The sequence below is a fragment of the Paenibacillus sp. GCM10023252 genome (assembly GCF_042653305.1).
GTDB lineage: Bacteria > Bacillota > Bacilli > Paenibacillales > Paenibacillaceae > Pristimantibacillus.
Window position 1 is genome coordinate 273,635 of record NZ_JBHSHW010000009.1, and the last position, 16,594, is coordinate 290,228.

The following is a 16,594-nucleotide window of genomic DNA, read 5'->3' on the forward strand; positions in this document are numbered from 1 at the left end:
AATGAGACAGGTACGGACAATGTGAGGGGAGCGAGTGAATACGATGAAGGTACTCCAAGTGGCAGCAGAGGGAAGTCCATTCCTTAAGACTGGAGGGCTTGCCGATGTCATTGGCGCTCTGCCGAAGGCGCTGAAGGAGAGCGGAGTAGATGTTCGCGTCATTATGCCGCGATACAAAAACATTCCAGAGACATATCGCAATCGAATGGAGTATCTCGGCAATATCGAGGTGCCGCTCGCCTGGAGAAGGGTTTATTGCGGGCTGTTCAAGCTGGTATATGATGGAGTTGTATTTTACTTCATAGATAATGAGTATTACTTCGGGGCCAGGGATGGCGCTTACGGCTATTACGATGATGGAGAGCGATTCGCTTACTTCAATCGGGCAGTCCTGCAGGCGCTGCCGGAGCTGGAATTCCAGCCGGATATTATCCACAGCCATGATTGGCATGCGGCGATGATCGCGGTCCTGATGCAGAAGCATTACCTGCATGATCTGTTCTATACTTCAATTCGCACCGTGTATACCATTCATAATCTGCAATTCCAGGGCATCTATCCTTACGGTGTCTTCAATGAGCTGCTAGGGCTGACTCATGATTACTTCCAGTATGACCGGGTGGAGCATGAGGGCTGTGTGAACTTCATGAAGGGCGGCATCAATTACTCCGATATTGTCACGACAGTGAGCCGAACGTATGCCGATGAGATTCGCACTCCCCACTTCGGCGAGGGGCTGGACGGTGCGCTGCGCTGGGCTGGCGGCCGGCTGCGAGGCATCGTCAATGGTATTGACGACCAACTGTATGACCCAAGGTCGGATGCGAAGCTGTTCCAGATGTACAGTGAGGAAGATGCGATACAGGGCAAGGCTGCGAACAAGAAGGAGCTGCAGCGTCTAGTTGGATTGGACGTTAATGAGAGTGTGCCTCTCATTGGAATGGTAGGCAGACTAACGGACCAGAAGGGCCTCGATCTCGTTGCTCATGTGCTGCATGAGGTGATGGAAGCGGATGATGTCCAGCTTGTTGTATTAGGAACCGGCGATGACCGCTATGAGCAGATGTTCCGAGATTATGCCGCTCGGTACCCGGGCAAGCTCGCCGTTCAGACGAAGTTCGACGACGGATTGGCCAGGCAGATCTATGCAGCCTCTGATCTGTTCCTCATGCCTTCCCGCTTCGAGCCATGCGGGCTGAGCCAGCTGCTGGCGCTGCGTTACGGCAGCATCCCGATTGTACGCGAGACAGGCGGCTTGAACGATACGGTGCAGGCGTACAACGAGTTCACTGGTGAAGGCAACGGCTTCTCCTTCACCAATTACAACGCGCATGATATGCTGTACACCATCCGCAGAGCTATTGCCTTCTACACTCGTTCGGACGACTGGCAGAGGCTGGTGCGCACCGCAATGAGCGGGGATTACAGCTGGACGGAGTCCGCCAGACAGTACCGCGAGATCTATGAAGAGCTAATTGAGCGCAGGATACAGCAGCTTGAAGCGCAAGCAGCAGATGCTGAGGCAGCGGCAGCTGATAATCGTTTAATAGCAGACAATGATGTTGTGGAACAGTCAATAGCACGAAGTGACCTCAGTGAGGATAGTCAACGAGCTAGACCGACTGCTGGATTATCACCTCAAGTTTTATAGAATGATTAACTATCACTGGACCAACCTTGGTTCAGTGATTTTTTTATTCATCGTATTGTCTGGATGAATTTGGATGCGGGGGTAACCGAAACTTTTTGCCGGAGTGGAGGTATATTGAATTGCTCATCATTTCAAGACTGGAAGGAAGTAATTGCATTGGTTAGAAGCTCAATAGTAATAACCTTCTTATGCACGATCTTTTTCCTCTGCTCTCCAATGCCTGCTCATGCAGAGCCCGAAGAGCCGGAAGAAATACAGGTTGAACTTCAACGAGTTCACGCCTACAAGGACAAGTTTCAGAATTCAACTTCAACTATACTGGGGAGTAATGGGGCTATTAGCAGGGATACGGATAAACTTCGTTTGTCCTTCAGTAGTGGGTGTTTTGCTTACGCTGTTACCATTGAGGATGTACAAGGAGTTAAGATTCCCACCCCGCAAAGCAAGGATGCGGCGACTTCTGACGAATGCTATTTTGAACTACCGACCCTTCAGGCCAATTCTACCTATACATTGGTCGTCCCGGAACTGCATTATAAGGGGGAAAAGAATTATTTCTTGCAAGAAGCTCGAATCCCTCTCCATACGAATAATGACACGGATATGAATTCTGCTCGTCTAGGCTTTGGAAGCTACGATAATTGGATGTATGCCTACAGGGTGAACTTTAAGGCAGAAGGAGGAAGTCTGAACTTCTATGCTTATAATAACAAAGGAACCATAACAATATGGAAACCTGACGGTAAAAAAGTTGGCGACGTGCAAATCAAGCATAACGCGGTTACCTCTATTCCTTTACCAGGAAGCGGGTCCTATGTTTTGACTACACAAGTACAGGACGATTACGGATTCGTGTTCTACATAGAGGGACCTGGCCTTGATATTGATACGGAGAAACCATCCTTTAGTGTACCTGACATGCCCTTATTTATGGACCTAAAGGAGACATGGACATTTGCCATTGGCAAGCACTATGACAAGCTTGAGATTATAATTGATGATACGATTGCTTATCCGGTTCCTGAAATAAAGAACTCTTTTACTTTTAGCTTGAATCCTGCAAGCTTAAAAGAGGGGATTCATAAAGTAACTTTTCATGGGATAGGGATTAACGAAGAGGAGTTGGGTAGACAAAATACGAATGAAATGGTTACCCAAAGATTCTTTCTTATTGATCGAGAGAATTCGTTCAGAGATGTACCTAGAGGTTACTGGGCTAGACGCAACATAGAAGTGATGCATGGATTAGAACTTGTATCAGGCAGAACGAAGGAAAGCTTCCAGCCCAAAAATCAGATTACAAGAGAAGAGTATGCCGTTATTCTTGCTCGGACGTTAGAGCTTGCAGTTCCTAAGTTAACTAGTGGTAAATCTCCTTACACCGATGTGTCTTATAACCGTTGGTCTGCTCCTTACATCGCTGCCTTGCATCAAGCGGGTCTAAGCAAGGGAGTAGGACAAGGTCTATTCGAACCTACAAAGCCAATAACAAGAGAAGAAGCCTTCACCATGCTTGGCAATTCTCCTGAGTTCTCTAACATGGCAGTTCCGTCTGATGATGAGATCTACTTCGTTGATTATGATCAGACACATGCTTGGGCCAAAACATCATTAAAGAAGCTGTATGTACTCGGATTGGTGGAAGGGGACGAAGATTGGTATGTTCGTACTCGTGGATTCATCACGCGTGCGGAAGCGACTGTACTGTTATCACGTTATATTGGTGTCGAGTAAATAGAAAAGAGCGCAGCATCTCTGCTGCGCTCTTTGCATGTGTCTTAGTCGATCTTGCGATACAGAATCCTGTACCCAAGCGGATCGAGCTCGATGTTCATGACGCCGTCCTCCGGCTGGACGCCTTCGCCTGACAGGGCGTCGAACCAATCATTGGTCTCGATCGGATGGGACAGGGTCGTGTGCTCCTCTGTGTTGTTCATCCACACCGTGAAGTGCATCGACTCATCGATTCGCTCATAGATGATGCGCGTATCGTTATCGTCAGCCTTCAGGAAGCCGAAGCGGCCGTGGCGCAGAACCGAGTGCTCGCGGCGCAGGGCGATGAGCAGCTTGTAGAAGTCGAACAGCTCGCGATCCTGCTTCTCTCGGTCCCACTCCATACACTTGCGGCAGTCCGGATCATCCCCGCCATCGAGCCCAATCTCATCGCCGTAGTAGATGCACGGGGTACCGATATAAGTTAACAGGAACACAACTGCCAGCTTCAGGCGCCGCTTGTCACCGCCGACACGATTCAATACACGCGGCGTGTCATGGCTGGACAGCAGATTGAAGATTACTTCATTCATCTGCTGGGTATAACGCATGAGCAGGTGGCTAATCTCGTTCGAGAAGGTCGTTCCATCCATATAAGTTGTTGAGAAATATTGCAGCACCTTATCCGAGAACGGATAATTCATGACGGAGTCGAACTGATCACCAAGCAGCCACATGAGCGAGTTGCTCCATACTTCCCCGATAATATAGGCTTCAGGATTAGCAGACTTGACCGTCTTGCGGAAGTCGCGCCAGAAGTGATGGTCAATCTCGTTCGCAACATCAAGCCGCCAGCCGTCAATCTTAACCTCTCTCAGCCAGAAGTCAGCTACCTCCAGCAAATATTCCTTCACCTCTGGATTGCCCGTGTTCAGCTTAGGCATATGTCCATAGAATCCGAAGGTATCATAATTCGCAATCCCATCATGTACCCCTACTGGGAACTCATGAATGTGGAACCAGTCGCGGTACTTGGACTTCTCCCCATGCTCCAGCACATCCTGGAACGGGGCGAACTGCTCGCTGCAATGATTGAATACCGCGTCCAGCACGACGCGGATGCCGCGCTCGTGGCAGACTTCCACCAGCCTCTTAAGCAGCTCAATATCTCCGAACTGGGGATCAATCTTCAGGTAATCGACCGTATCGTACTTATGGTTGGTCGGAGAGACGAATAGCGGCGTGAAGTAGATCGCATTAACGCCCAGGTCCTCCAGATGATCGAGATGGTCGATGACGCCTTGGATATCTCCTCCGAAGTAGTTGTCAATCTGGGGCTGCCCGCCCCATTCCTGTGTGCCTTCAGGATCATTGCTGGGGTCGCCGTTAGCGAACCGATCAGGCATGATCTGATAGAAGACTGCTTCCTTGGCCCAGTCTGGGGCAGTGAAGATATCGATCTCATGAATATACGGGAACTCATAGTAGCCCCCGGGCGGGGTAGGCTGCTCATGGTGAATGCCTGTCTCCGTCATCCATACCGTCTCATCCCCAGCCTCAAGCTGGAAGCCATAGGAATAGCGCTTATACTTCGGCTTGATGCCGACCTCCCAGTAATCGAACATACGATCCGAAGCGACGCGCTGCATCTCATAATTCGTATGATGGGCATTCCAGTCATACTTATCTCCGGCAATAGCCGTTACGCGCTCCACATCATCTCTCTTCGTCCGAATGCGCAGATGAATCGTGTCCTTGTCATAGGCATAAGCCCAATTGCTTCGAGGTGCATGATAGAAGCATTCCAACAGCATGTCCTAATCCCTCCGCTTATCTCTAATATTAGCTCTAAGCATCCATTACACGGACGGAGGGTCCATTGAATCATATCACGGTCAAAAAAAAATCATACAAAAGCCCCACCCCATCTGGCGACAGAAGGGGTGGGGCTAATAAGACTGTCTATTCTAGCGGTTATCCGCGAATTAAAGATTCGGCACCGTCAACATAGACCGCGGTACCCGTCACGTGATCAGATTCGTCAGAAGCGAGGAACAGGACCAGATTCGCTACTTGGCTCGCCTTGCCCGGCGCATCTCTTAGAGGCTGATCGCCCTCAGGGAATTCCACCGGGATTGCAATCTCATCCACCTCATCCTTGCGATTCGTGTTCTCTCCGATATTCGTCTCAATGGCACCCGGGCATACTGCGTTCACCCGAATCTTGAATTGGGCAAGCTCTAACGCTGCCATCTGCATGAAGGCCGTCTGACCAGCCTTGGAAGTACTGTATGCGCTCATTCCGAAGTTGGAGAATACACGATTGCCGTTGATGGAGCTTGTAATAATGATGCTGCCGCCTTGCTTCTTCAGCGCTGGAACCGCATGCTTCACCGTCAGGAATGTGCCGGTCAAGTTAATGTTAAGGGTCTGATTCCAGTCCTCCAGCTCCATCGTCTCGATAGGAGACAGAGTACCATTAATACCCGCATTGGCAAAAACAATATCAAGCTTGCCCCACTGTTCGTTAGCTGCTCTGCATGCACTTCCAATCTCTTCTTCCTTGGAGATATCCGCTTGCGCGGTAATAGCCTCTCCGCCGGCCCTCTCAATTCTGCGCTTCACATCGTCCAATTCCTCCTGATGCAGGTCAACCAGGACAACCTTGGCACCTTCCTCAGCCATTCGAAGCGCTGCCGCACGACCTATACCTGAACCTGCCCCAGTGACCAAGGCAACCTTGTTGTGCAATCTCATCGTTCTCTTCCTCCTTAAGGGTATCAATGCCTTCATTGCAACATTATTACCCTGAGGTATCGATTCGAAAACAAACAAATGTGCGCGTAGAAAAAATGCATACCCGATGTAATGGAAAACGATAAAAGGGATATGGCACGTAATCCATAGCTGAAGTAGGGTGAAGGTATCCCAAAAGGAAAGCGAGTGATTACGGCATGATGGGTATAGCCAAGCAAGCTCAGCTAAGGGCGGCAGCCGCGGTCCTGTGGAGAGAGGTTAAGCGGGATCGGCTGCTATATGCCCTTGCTCTACCAATGATCGTTTTTTTCATCCTATTCAAGTATTACCCGATGTGGGGGGTGCTGATTGCCTTCCAAGACTTCTCACCCTATCTCGGATTCAGTAAGAGCCCATGGGTTGGGCTGGACCACTTCCAGCGGTTCTTCAGCCATTCCGACTTCCCGATGCTGTTCCGCAACACGCTTATGATCAGCTTGCTCAATCTTCTATTCTTCTTCCCGCTGCCCATTATTATCTCTCTCATGCTTAATGAGTTAAGGAGTGTGGCGTACAAGCGATTCGTTCAGACGATGATCTATCTGCCCCACTTCCTGTCTTGGGTTATCATTGCGGGAATAACGTACTTACTCCTATCCCAATCAGAAGGGATTGTGAATAAGCTGATCGCTGCTGCAGGAGGAACGAAGATTGACTTCCTGACGAATCCCGATACCTTCTGGCTGCTGTTGACCGTCCAGTCGATCTGGAAGGAGGCAGGCTGGGGCACGATCATCTTCCTTGCGGCCATGGCTTCCATAGATCCGCAGATGTATGAAGCAGCAAGGATCGATGGAGCAAGCCGGCTCCGTCAGGCATGGCATGTCACGCTGCCCGCGATTCGAAGCATCATTCTTATCCTGCTCATCCTGCAGATCGGTAATATTCTTGATGTCGGCTTCGAGCAAGTCTATCTCATGATGAATGGAGCTGTATCTCAAGTGGCAGATGTGTTCGATACGTACGTCTATCGTACGGGTATTCAGAATGCGGAGTTCAGCTATAGCACAGCGATCGGTCTGTTCAAGTCGGTGGTTGGGGTTATTCTTGTCCTTGGGGCGAATAAGCTGGCCAAAAAATTCGGGGAAGAAGGAGTGTATTAAGTTGAGAATGACCAGTATCTCAGATCGGCTGTTCGTTGCTCTTAATGTCACTCTGCTGTTCATCATCACGCTGCTGGCCCTGTTCCCGCTCTATTATGTATTTGCCGTGTCCTTCACGGACCCGACCGAATTCCTGCGCAAGGGGCTTGTGTTGTTCCCGACAGATTGGTCACTGATCTCTTACCAATATCTGCTGTCCAATCGTTCCTTCCTCGATGCGACGCTGGTCAGCGGCTTCCTGGCTCTCGTTGGAACGGCCTGCAGTCTCGTCATCACCTCTGCGGGAGCGTATGCCCTGTCCAGGAAGCGGCTAAGAGGACGCCGTATCATGCTGCTAGGCATTCTGCTTACGATCCTGTTCCACCCGGGTATGATTCCTCATTATTTGCTGGTGCGGGACCTAGGCCTCATCAACAGTGTATGGGCGCTCATCCTGCCTGTATTAACGAGCGGCTGGTATGTTCTTCTAATGAAGGGCTTCTTCGATAGCATTCCAAGTGAGCTGGAGGAAGCAGCTAAGATAGATGGATGTACGGATGTAGGCATCTTTTTTCGAATCATCCTGCCGCTGTCTATGGCCGCGTTGGCCGCGTTTGGATTATTCTACGCCGTAGCGTATTGGAACACCTTCTTCTCAGGTGTGCTGTATATTAATGATCCGGATAAGCGCCCTCTCCAAGTTCTTCTCCAGATTATGTTAATCGACGGGTCAGGCGTCGCTTCCGGCGATTTCATGAACAGCATAGCCAGCGAGATGACTATTCCATCCGAGACCGCGAAGATGGCTGCCGTCGTTATTGCAACCGTACCTATACTAGCGGTGTATCCATTCCTTCAGAAGCATTTTGCCAAGGGGGCTATGATCGGCTCTGTGAAGGGATGAGCTTATAGCAACAATGAAGTACAATATTAATTAAGGGAGGCAGCAAGCTATGAAGAGAGGACATTACCAAGGAGTAACCGCCGTACTAGCCGTGATGCTGTTAAGCGCTTGTACGGGAGGGAACAACGCAGAGGACACCAGCAATCAAGTGAGCCCTAAGCCAGACAGCGAAGGAGCGGCTAAGCAGGAAGCTCCAGCAGAGATCAGCATCTTCACGAACCAGCAGACGCCAGAGGTGCTGCCAGAGAACAATCCTGTCCTGCAGGAGATTGAGAAGCGTACGAATACGAAGCTCAATATTATATGGACGCCAGTTAATACGCTGCAGGAGAAGACCAAGCTGACACTTGCTTCGGGCGATATTCCTGATCTCATGCTCATTGGCAGCACAACGGACGCCCAGTTCACGACCATGGCCAAGCAAGGAGCCTTCTGGGATCTTGAGCCCTATGTGCAAGATTATCCTAACATGAAGGCGCTGCCTAAGCTGATCTGGGACAATGCGAGAACGGGTGGGAAAATATACGGCTTGCCGAGGGTTCGCCCGACAGACGGGGGCGGGGATCTTCCCATGCTTCGCAAGGATTGGGTGGAGAAGCTTGGTCTGAAGATGCCGGAGACCATTGAAGAATTATATGAGACAGCCAAAGCCTTCTCAGAGAAGGATCCTGACGGCAACGGGACGGATGACACCTTCGGTATTACCGGTCAAGTCAATCTTGATAATATGGGCAACCTGGCATGGGTGGAGAAAATCTATACCGGTGTACCAGGCAGCTGGAAGGATATAGACGGCAAGCTTACACCATCGGTAGAGCTGCCGGAGATGAAGGATGCGCTTGCTTGGCTGAATAGAGCCTACAAGGACAAGGTGCTCGTTCAGGACTTTGCCGTGCTGCAATACAGCCAATCCCGAGATCTGCTGATGGGCGGCAAAGCCGGCATGATCGGTACAGCCATTAATCCGCAGTGGCTGTTCACCGAAGCGCTTCGCAAGATTGATCCTAACGCTCTTATGTATCCGCTTCCTTATGTGACTGGGCCGCATGGCAAGTTCGCTGGGAAGGACAGCGGCGTACTTGGCATCTATGCGATACCTAAGACCGTCTCAGAGGAGAAGCTGAAGAAGATACTTGCCTTCATGGATTACGGCTATGGAACGGAAGGATCGGAGCTTGCCAACTATGGCCTGCCTGAAGTTCATTATAAGGACGATAACGGGTTCAAGGTCGCCACTGAGCAAGCGAAGACAGACTTCGTTGGACAGAATTATCTCGGCCAGATCTATGGAGAATTCGTCAAGCACCAGAGGGCGTTCCTGCCGGGCATCCCTAGGGAGATGTATGATCAGAATACAGCTGTAATCGATCAGCGTGCAGAGATTAGTGTGCTGGATCCTGCATACAATCTCGTATCCGATACTGCAGTGAAGTATGGAGCCGATTATGCGAAGAAGATTCAAGACATGAAGACGAAGGTCATTATGGGGAAGGAACCGCTTGAGGCTTGGGATACGTTCGTCGAAGGGCTGAAGAAGGACCCGACATTCCAGAAGATGACGGAAGAGATGAATGCGGCAAGAGCTGCCCGATGATTGTGGAGGACCGGAGCTGAAGCTTCGGTCTTTTCCTATCTTCATCTGAAGACTATAATGAACATAGATAATCGTGAGTCAGGAGGAATCGTCATGCTGTGGAAGGGCAGATATTTTCGCCGAAGCTTGATCTGGGTGCTCGTCGCGGCCTGTCTTCCAGCTGGTGTAATCAGTATTTTGTTCTATAGTGTTGGAACCGCTTCCATTAAAAATGACTTCGCAGAAACGCATCAAATGATGCTGGCAAATGCGACGAAACGAATGGATGACACGCTGACTAATCTAGAACTGATGGCTGCAGAGTGGATGCTTAGTCCGAAGTTCGATGAACGGCTCCGCCATATTAATCTGCGCACTTCCTTCACGGAAACCCACGAGATCTATCATGCCTTATCCGTAATTAAGGGCTCGAGCCCGCTCATTAGACAGACCTATCTCGTCCTTCCCGAGAGCGGCGATTGGGTTGTGTCGGACGGCGGAATTGCGGCTTCTGTATCCGCTCCATCCCGCTCGTTCGTGAGCGAGCTGCTGGAGAGGGAGGAGATTGTATTCTGGCAGCGGGGACCCGCCGCCGCTCCCTTCACTGAGCGGGATGAACCGCTGCTTCTTACCATGAAGCTGCCGGGTATCGGAGCAACCTACGGCATTCTTCTCATCGAATTGGATCATGCCTATATGGGCCGTATGCTGGCCGAACTAAATGCAGGCAAGGAGGGAACCTCGCTGCTGCTGCTGGATGACGGCTCTATTATACCTGGCATAGGTGAGAATCGCGAAGACACCATGAAGCTGATGAAGGCATTCCAGAGCAGATCTTCAGAGACCGCACCGGCCAGCAGCTTCGAATGGAAGCAGGATAAGGGCCTCTATACGGTATCCTCAGGCCAGTTCCGGAGGCTGCATGGCGACTGGTCCTATGTATCGGCTGTATCCGTAGCTGATGTCATTAGTCCGGTACAGAAGCTGTCCAGCTTCGTTCTATTCACAGCTGGAGTATGCCTGCTGCTAGCTGCCGGGTTGTCCTGGATTCTGTCGAAGAAGCTCTATCAGCCAATGAAGAGGCTTATTGGCCGGCACCAGCCGGAAGATGAATTCGCATGGATCGAAGATCAGTGGAAGCATCTGAACCGGGAGAGTCAAGTGCTGCAGCAGCGCTATGAACAGCAGCTGCCTACCATTAAGAACAGCTTCCTGCTCCAGCTGCTGCAGGGGCACTTGAGAAGCTTCTCGGAGGAGGATCTCCGGGCTCGGCTGGAAGAGCATGGCTGGGAGACGACGGATCGGCAATACGCGTTCCTGCTCTTCCAATTGCATGGCTTCTATAAGCTGAATCAGTCCGGCCGATTCACCTCCGGAGATGAGCCGCTGATCTCATTCGCCGCGGCTAATATTATTGGGGAACTGGTGTCCCAGCAAGGGTGGACTGCGGAGATATTGAACTTCCAGGATCTCTCGGTCGGTGTATTCTTGTCTATGTCTGCCGAAGGTCATGAAGGTATGCTGAAGTCGGATATCCATCGATTGGGAGAGGAAGCAGCAGCAACGCTCCAGACCTTGCTTAAGCTGCATGCCACGGTACTGATCAGCCGTCTCCATCCTAGGCTGCGAGACTTCCCAAGCCTGGTGAAGGAGACGCGCGAAGCAGCAAGGCATAGACATCTTGGTGAGCATAATCAGATACTCGATATGGATGATGTCTACTTGAAGGTGCAAGTCCCGAATGAGCCTGGCGGAGATCGCGACATGGGGGATCGGGACCTTATTCAAGCGCTGCGGATGGGTCTAAGCGAGGAAGCTCTGCGTCTGTATGAGCGATATGTGGATCGTGCAGAGCAGAGCGGCACCTTCGATGATTTGCAGCAGTCGCTGCTGCAGCTGTTAGGCCGGGTGTATGTTATAGTGGAGGAGACGGGCTTCAGCAGGGAATCTCTATTCGGGGATGTGAATCTGTATACGGAGCTGCTCGCTATACGGGACGCTGAAGAGCTGAGAGTATGGTTTGAGTGCCAGGTTCTGGCGCCTTTTCTAACCGAGTATGTTCAAGCGGTTCAGGGGAATCACAAGGCTCTGGTTGACAAGGCTATAGCCTATCTGGAAGAGCATTATGCACAGGACCTCTCGCTTGAAGCTTGCGCGGAAGCCTGCGGCACCTATCCGCAGAAGCTAAGCACAGCATTCAAGAATATGGCTGGTGTGAACTTCATTGATTACTTAACAGAGCTTCGGTTAACCAAGGCGAAGGAGCTGCTTCGCGATACATGCTTCAAGGTGAATGAGGTGGCTGCAATGGTCGGGTATCAGCCCGTTCACTTCAACCGGGTATTCAAGAAGCATGTGGGACGTACGCCAGGCCAATATCGGGAGCAATCAGCTGGATAACCGGATAGCTATGCCACAGCTTGGTAATTGACAGGTAGTCGAATATAGGGGGATTGCCAACTATGGATTACGAGTTCTTCGCTGGCCTGACCCCTCGCATCATCGAAGTGGCGGTACGGGATCGGCTATTCTGGGAGAAGTTCAATTATGAGATACAGCGGAATCGAACGACACTCCACTCTCTAGCCTATGTACTGGGAGGGGAGGGGCAGCTGACCTTAGGGGGGAAGCGGCAGCCGCTTAAGCAAGGAGATCTGTTCCAGGTATGGCCAGGGGAAGCGATGACCATTACCTCGAGCCACAGCGCTCCGCTCCATTATATGTCGTATCAATTCCAATGCCGCTGTGTCTACTGGGAGAGCGGAGAGATGCTTGTTCGTGAAGTGTTAGGTCCTTTGCCTCTAGAGCTCGGAAGACTGAACCATGAGGCGGTAAAAGAATCGTTCCAGCAAGCATATGAATGGTGGCTCGGCAAGAACGTTGACTACGAATGGCAGCTTCGGCTGCAATTCCTCCAGACGATTCAGCTCATTCATGAGCTGCAGGCGATAAGCGAGGAGGAGAGTTCAGGCAAGCTGGCGGTTCACCTCGCCATTCAATATATGAAGGCAGGCTATCAGAATCCACTGACCCGTGAGCTGCTGGCTGACCATGTATCGTTGTCCCCCGGTTACTTCTCTGTGCTGTTCAAGGAGCATACTGGCGTAAGTCCAATCCGCTACTTGAACAAGATTCGAATCGATCATGCGAAGCAGCTGCTTCGCAGCACTGCTCAGCCTATTGCTGAAGTCGCTGAAGCATGCGGCTTCACCGACTCCTTCTACTTCTCCAGGCTGTTCCAGCGCGAGACGGGCATGCCGCCTCGTGAATATCGCAAGTCTTAAGGAGCGAATGCGCTCCTGACGGATCTTCGATATTGATTGGGAGACATCTGCATGTGCGTCTTGAAGGTCTGGCAGAAGTAGGAGTCGCTGGAGTAGCCCACTCTCCTCCTTATACTGCCTATCGATTCATCGGTTGATACGAGCAGGAGACAAGCTTCGCGCAGCTTGCGCGCTGTCCAATATTCGGAGATCGTGACGCCGGTATCCTGACTGAACAGGTGAGAGAGATGATAGGGCGAGAGATGCAGATGGTGAGCAAGCCTATCAAGCTGGAGGCTGCTATCATGATAATGCTGCTCTACCCAGGCCATGATTCTATCGGTATGAGGATTGGCCTTCTTCTGCCTTATTACCAATGCAGAATCAACTGAGCTCGCACCGAACACATCCTCTAGCAGACGAACCAAGTCAAGGAGGAACCAGATCTTCGTCTCCTGGGTGTCCTCTCTGCCAACCGTTCGTCGCTGCCGGTCATAACGTTCGAACAGCTGCTCAATTCTTGAAGTATCTTCAAGGGAAGCGCTCTGCTTCCTGTGGGTGCCGCTCAGCAGTTGATGATAGAACCTCTTAAGGGCCGGGAACAGCTGAAGGTAAGGATGCAGCAGGGAGGGATCGAATACACAGACCGATCGGGTATAGGATTCGTCTTGCTGCTGCCTCATACGAATTCGATGGAGCTGGAACGGCTGGAAGAACAGCAAGGTATGATCCTGAACCGGCGTCATCTCCCCATTCACGATAACTTCCCCGGAACCTTCACGAATATAGAGAACCTCGAACCCCTGATGCGCATGAAAAAAATGTCTCTCCTCATGCTTCGACTCGTGGTTGAACAATATGGAATCACTGCCGAGCTGCAGCTGCTCAATCAGCTTCAACCTAACATCACCCCTTCCTTGATATGGCTCTGACAAATCGCAATATATATAAATAATAGCACAGCTAATATAAATGGGAACCTCCTATACTGGAAGCAGGAGAACGGATACTGCTAAGGAGGAGTGACAAGATGAATGAGCATAGAGAACAGTCTATCTTAGACCGTGAGGTAGAGGATGAGCAGGTGAAGCAGAGGGATACAAGCATCTTAAGACCTCTGGACACGGCTGCGAGACTCGGCAGGCTGATGTGGCAGGAGTTCGAACTGTCACGAATGGCAGCAGGATGGGTGCCTGGTGTTCGCCAGTATGAGCATAAGCTTCAGCTCGGCAGATTCGCCTATCTGCACAGCCGGAATATGAAGATGCTGTATGAACGAATTGGAGAGCTTCCTGGCTCATTAAGCGAGAAGGAAGGAACGCCTGCTCCTATAAGAGAAGCTTACGAGCGAATCTCGCAGGCTGCTGATGCCTATGCCTTCTATATCGGCTACCTGTTCTTGGCCGAGCGACAGGCTGAGCAATATGACAAGCTGCTGCAGCAGCTCGATTCGGTGCTCGATGCACCAACGGTTGATCAGCTTCGGTACATTAGCGTTCATCGAGATGCCGTCATTCATGGACTGAGAGAGCAGCTAGAGCTATCTTCGGAGCTAGGGGCGGGTAGAGAGAACGAGCTGAAGCAATGGGGGGAATATGTTGCGCTGCTATGGGTCTTGCTCGACCAGGCGGGAGATACCAAGCAGATGGAGAGCATCGTGTGGCCGGCTCACCCGACAGCTGCCCCTGCAGGACCAATTCCCGAGCAGCCCTTGCATGATGAAGAGAACTTCCCTATGTATCGCCCTGCACCAGAGAAGGCTGGAGGAAGAGCCTATGATGATGAAGAGATGTCTCCACTCTTCTACAGTGTCAAGCAGATGCACTACATTAATGCGACCGAGATCAGTGCAGCTCAGTCATTATGTTATATGTATTACGGGGTGCAGAAGATGCCCCTTGCCTTCTACTTCGACCTCATGCGTCATACTTGGGATGAGTTCCGACATAGCGAGATGGGCGTCCGCAGACTGAAGGAGCTCGGATACGAGACGAAGCAATTCAAGTTCTTCGGCGGGGGCTACAGCCAGGATATGGCGAAGGAGTTCTACGCGGATATGTACGCCGGCTTAACGATGGTGGCGGAGCCCTGCTCCTTCATCAAGAAGCGCAAGAGTGCTGAAGCCTTCTGGGAGTATGGGGATGCACGGTCCGCCGTTCAATGCGAATTCGATATGGTAGATGAGCGAATGCATGTGGACTTCGGCAAGAAGTGGGGTCCTGAGCTGTATAGACAAGCTGGGGATCTGATTACCGCCGCCGCCATGTCAGAGCGGGCACGAGAGCGGCGCCTTGGTCAGCTCGGGGTCGTGCCGCAGGAGGAGATCAAGCGGCTCGTGAAGAGCTTCCCAGCCTTCTGCGGGCTGTCTACGGTCGAGCTTAATTATAGCAAGTATTAGAAGTCACAACCGTAAGAGACTGCTCTTAGAAGTCATCCAATGGCTGAGGAGACAGTCTCTTATTGGGTCGGGAGGCGGCGGGAGAGAGGCGCGAATCCGTTAACCGGCTCTGCGGTTGTACGTCCGGAATGGTACTCCCCTCTTAGCCGAATATGCTCCCACGGGAGGGTGGGATTAGCAATCCGCCAGAGCATTCGATCAGCGGCTCGGTAGCCGGTCTCCTGAATGAGCAGGTTAGGCCGGCTGCAAGCATGCAGCTCAGCTGCCGGCTCATTAAGCAGAGCAACGAAGGAGCATTGGCGAGGAATCGCAAGACCAAGCTGGACTTGCAGAGCCCGGTATACTCGGCTTGCCTCCTCGTCAATGCCGCATAGAACCGCAGTAGGCTGCAAGCTCTCGAACAGGGTTCGCAGGTCCCGAGCCAGCCCAGTCTCTCCCCCGCGCAGCTGCATGCTGTGAAGGGGAAGACCGTCCTCTTCCATGGCCTCCCGATATGCCTGCCAGCGAAGGGCGAAGCCCCGCTGACCTCCTAGATCTCCTATGTATAGAATACGCTTATGGCCAAGCCGCTTCAGATGGCGGACGGATTGGATAACGGCCTCATAGACATCCCAGATGACGCTGTCTACCTTGCACTCATGAGGGGGGAAGTTAAGCAGAATACGGGGAATGGGCATATCGAGCAGCCGCTGCTCGAATTCATCATGCCCCATCCGTGGCGCAATGAACAGCCCTTCCGCGTAATGAAGCTCCTGCTCCTCTGCCCATTCCTCGAAGGCATGGGGAGGCAGGTTGGGCGGAATCAGCAGCGGGTGGACCGTGTGCCCGAACTCGTCAAGACGCGCTCTTAGGCCTTGCAGCAGCAGACGGTTGAAGTTAAGTGACTGTTCGTTCTGGACAAGGACGAACCGCCTATGAGCAAGGGGATAGGCGGGAATTCCTTCCGACTTCAGCGAATGCTTCTGCTCTCTCGTTCGATAACCAAGCTTCCTGGCGAGCAGGATGACCTCCGTCCTCGTCTGTTCCGACATGCCCGAGTGGCCGCGGAGCGCCTTGGACACCGTCTGTATCGTTAAGCCTAGCTGTTCTGCAAGATCATATAGGGTAACTCGTTTACGTGGCAACGGCTTCACTCCTTATGGAGTGATTTTAAGCTAAAGTTAAACTTAAGGAAAGAGAAGACCCCCGATATACTAGAACCAGATGGACGATTA

General features: G+C 51.5%; 12 protein-coding genes. 8 read left to right on the forward strand and 4 right to left on the reverse strand.

Annotated features, from left to right (window positions below; genetic code table 11):
* Positions 1-43 precede the first annotated feature (43 nt).
* Both glgA and ACFO9Q_RS07210 read left to right on the forward strand, forming a co-directional pair.
* The gene (gene glgA / locus ACFO9Q_RS07205) at positions 44-1,651 is read left to right on the forward strand and encodes a glycogen synthase GlgA (RefSeq protein ID WP_379180621.1); all 1,608 of its coding nucleotides are present in this window, start codon (positions 44-46) and stop codon (positions 1,649-1,651) included.
* Between the two features lie 156 nt (positions 1,652-1,807).
* On the forward strand, positions 1,808-3,385 hold the full coding sequence (locus ACFO9Q_RS07210) for an S-layer homology domain-containing protein (RefSeq protein WP_379180195.1): 1,578 nt from the start codon (positions 1,808-1,810) through the stop codon (positions 3,383-3,385).
* 44 nt (positions 3,386-3,429) lie between these two features.
* On the opposite strand, the gene ACFO9Q_RS07215 is transcribed toward ACFO9Q_RS07210, so the two are convergent.
* Together ACFO9Q_RS07215 and ACFO9Q_RS07220 are read right to left on the reverse strand one after the other, a co-directional pair.
* Entirely contained in the window at positions 3,430-5,178 is a 1,749-nt protein-coding gene (locus ACFO9Q_RS07215) for an alpha-glycosidase (protein WP_379180197.1), read from the reverse strand.
* Between the two features lie 160 nt (positions 5,179-5,338).
* Positions 5,339-6,121 carry an SDR family oxidoreductase gene (locus ACFO9Q_RS07220; protein ID WP_379180199.1) on the reverse strand — a complete coding sequence of 261 codons (783 nt, stop codon included), beginning with the start codon at positions 6,119-6,121 and terminating at the stop codon, positions 5,339-5,341.
* A 197-nt stretch (positions 6,122-6,318) separates the two neighbouring features.
* On the opposite strand from ACFO9Q_RS07220, the gene ACFO9Q_RS07225 reads away from it, so the two are divergent.
* The 5 genes from ACFO9Q_RS07225 (at position 6,319) to ACFO9Q_RS07245 (ending at position 13,003) form a co-directional block, all read left to right on the forward strand.
* On the forward strand, positions 6,319-7,263 hold the full coding sequence (locus ACFO9Q_RS07225) for an ABC transporter permease (RefSeq protein ID WP_379180201.1): 945 nt from the start codon (positions 6,319-6,321) through the stop codon (positions 7,261-7,263).
* 7 nt (positions 7,264-7,270) lie between these two features.
* Positions 7,271-8,146, forward strand: coding sequence for a carbohydrate ABC transporter permease (locus ACFO9Q_RS07230; RefSeq protein WP_379180623.1), 876 nt, complete (start codon positions 7,271-7,273; stop codon positions 8,144-8,146).
* Between the two features lie 49 nt (positions 8,147-8,195).
* The gene (locus ACFO9Q_RS07235; RefSeq protein ID WP_379180203.1) at positions 8,196-9,740 is read left to right on the forward strand and encodes an extracellular solute-binding protein; all 1,545 of its coding nucleotides are present in this window, start codon (positions 8,196-8,198) and stop codon (positions 9,738-9,740) included.
* Between the two features lie 93 nt (positions 9,741-9,833).
* Positions 9,834-12,119 carry a helix-turn-helix domain-containing protein gene (locus ACFO9Q_RS07240; protein WP_379180206.1) on the forward strand — a complete coding sequence of 762 codons (2,286 nt, stop codon included), beginning with the start codon at positions 9,834-9,836 and terminating at the stop codon, positions 12,117-12,119.
* A gap of 62 nt (positions 12,120-12,181) precedes the next feature.
* Positions 12,182-13,003, forward strand: coding sequence for a helix-turn-helix domain-containing protein (locus tag ACFO9Q_RS07245; RefSeq protein ID WP_379180208.1), 822 nt, complete (start codon positions 12,182-12,184; stop codon positions 13,001-13,003).
* Here the strand turns inward: ACFO9Q_RS07245 and ACFO9Q_RS07250 are convergent.
* Positions 13,000-13,881, reverse strand: coding sequence for a helix-turn-helix domain-containing protein (locus tag ACFO9Q_RS07250; protein ID WP_379180210.1), 882 nt, complete (start codon positions 13,879-13,881; stop codon positions 13,000-13,002). The two genes, ACFO9Q_RS07245 and ACFO9Q_RS07250, sit on opposite strands and share 4 nt — an antisense overlap.
* Before the next feature lie 131 nt (positions 13,882-14,012).
* On the opposite strand from ACFO9Q_RS07250, the gene ACFO9Q_RS07255 reads away from it, so the two are divergent.
* Positions 14,013-15,380 (forward strand): DUF455 family protein, encoded by a 1,368-nt coding sequence (locus ACFO9Q_RS07255; protein ID WP_379180212.1) that lies wholly within the window; start codon positions 14,013-14,015, stop codon positions 15,378-15,380.
* A 59-nt stretch (positions 15,381-15,439) separates the two neighbouring features.
* Here the strand turns inward: ACFO9Q_RS07255 and ACFO9Q_RS07260 are convergent, their stop codons facing one another.
* Positions 15,440-16,504: a LacI family DNA-binding transcriptional regulator gene (locus tag ACFO9Q_RS07260; protein WP_379180214.1), complete on the reverse strand. Its 1,065-nt coding sequence runs from the start codon at positions 16,502-16,504 to the stop codon at positions 15,440-15,442.
* Between the last annotated feature and the right edge of the window lie 90 nt (positions 16,505-16,594).

Bases quoted from the DNA above. Each gene is read 5' to 3' on its own strand.
- ACFO9Q_RS07245 (WP_379180208.1), top strand. From the start codon at position 12,182: ATGGATTACGAGTTCTTCGCTGGCCTGACCCCTCGCATCATCGAAGTG.
- ACFO9Q_RS07215 (WP_379180197.1), bottom strand. From the start codon at position 5,178: ATGCTGTTGGAATGCTTCTATCATGCACCTCGAAGCAATTGGGCTTAT.
- ACFO9Q_RS07240 (WP_379180206.1), top strand. From the start codon at position 9,834: ATGCTGTGGAAGGGCAGATATTTTCGCCGAAGCTTGATCTGGGTGCTC.
- ACFO9Q_RS07230 (WP_379180623.1), top strand. From the start codon at position 7,271: ATGACCAGTATCTCAGATCGGCTGTTCGTTGCTCTTAATGTCACTCTG.
- ACFO9Q_RS07220 (WP_379180199.1), bottom strand. From the start codon at position 6,121: ATGAGATTGCACAACAAGGTTGCCTTGGTCACTGGGGCAGGTTCAGGT.
- glgA (WP_379180621.1), top strand. From the start codon at position 44: ATGAAGGTACTCCAAGTGGCAGCAGAGGGAAGTCCATTCCTTAAGACT.
- ACFO9Q_RS07235 (WP_379180203.1), top strand. From the start codon at position 8,196: ATGAAGAGAGGACATTACCAAGGAGTAACCGCCGTACTAGCCGTGATG.
- ACFO9Q_RS07255 (WP_379180212.1), top strand. From the start codon at position 14,013: ATGAATGAGCATAGAGAACAGTCTATCTTAGACCGTGAGGTAGAGGAT.
- ACFO9Q_RS07225 (WP_379180201.1), top strand. From the start codon at position 6,319: ATGATGGGTATAGCCAAGCAAGCTCAGCTAAGGGCGGCAGCCGCGGTC.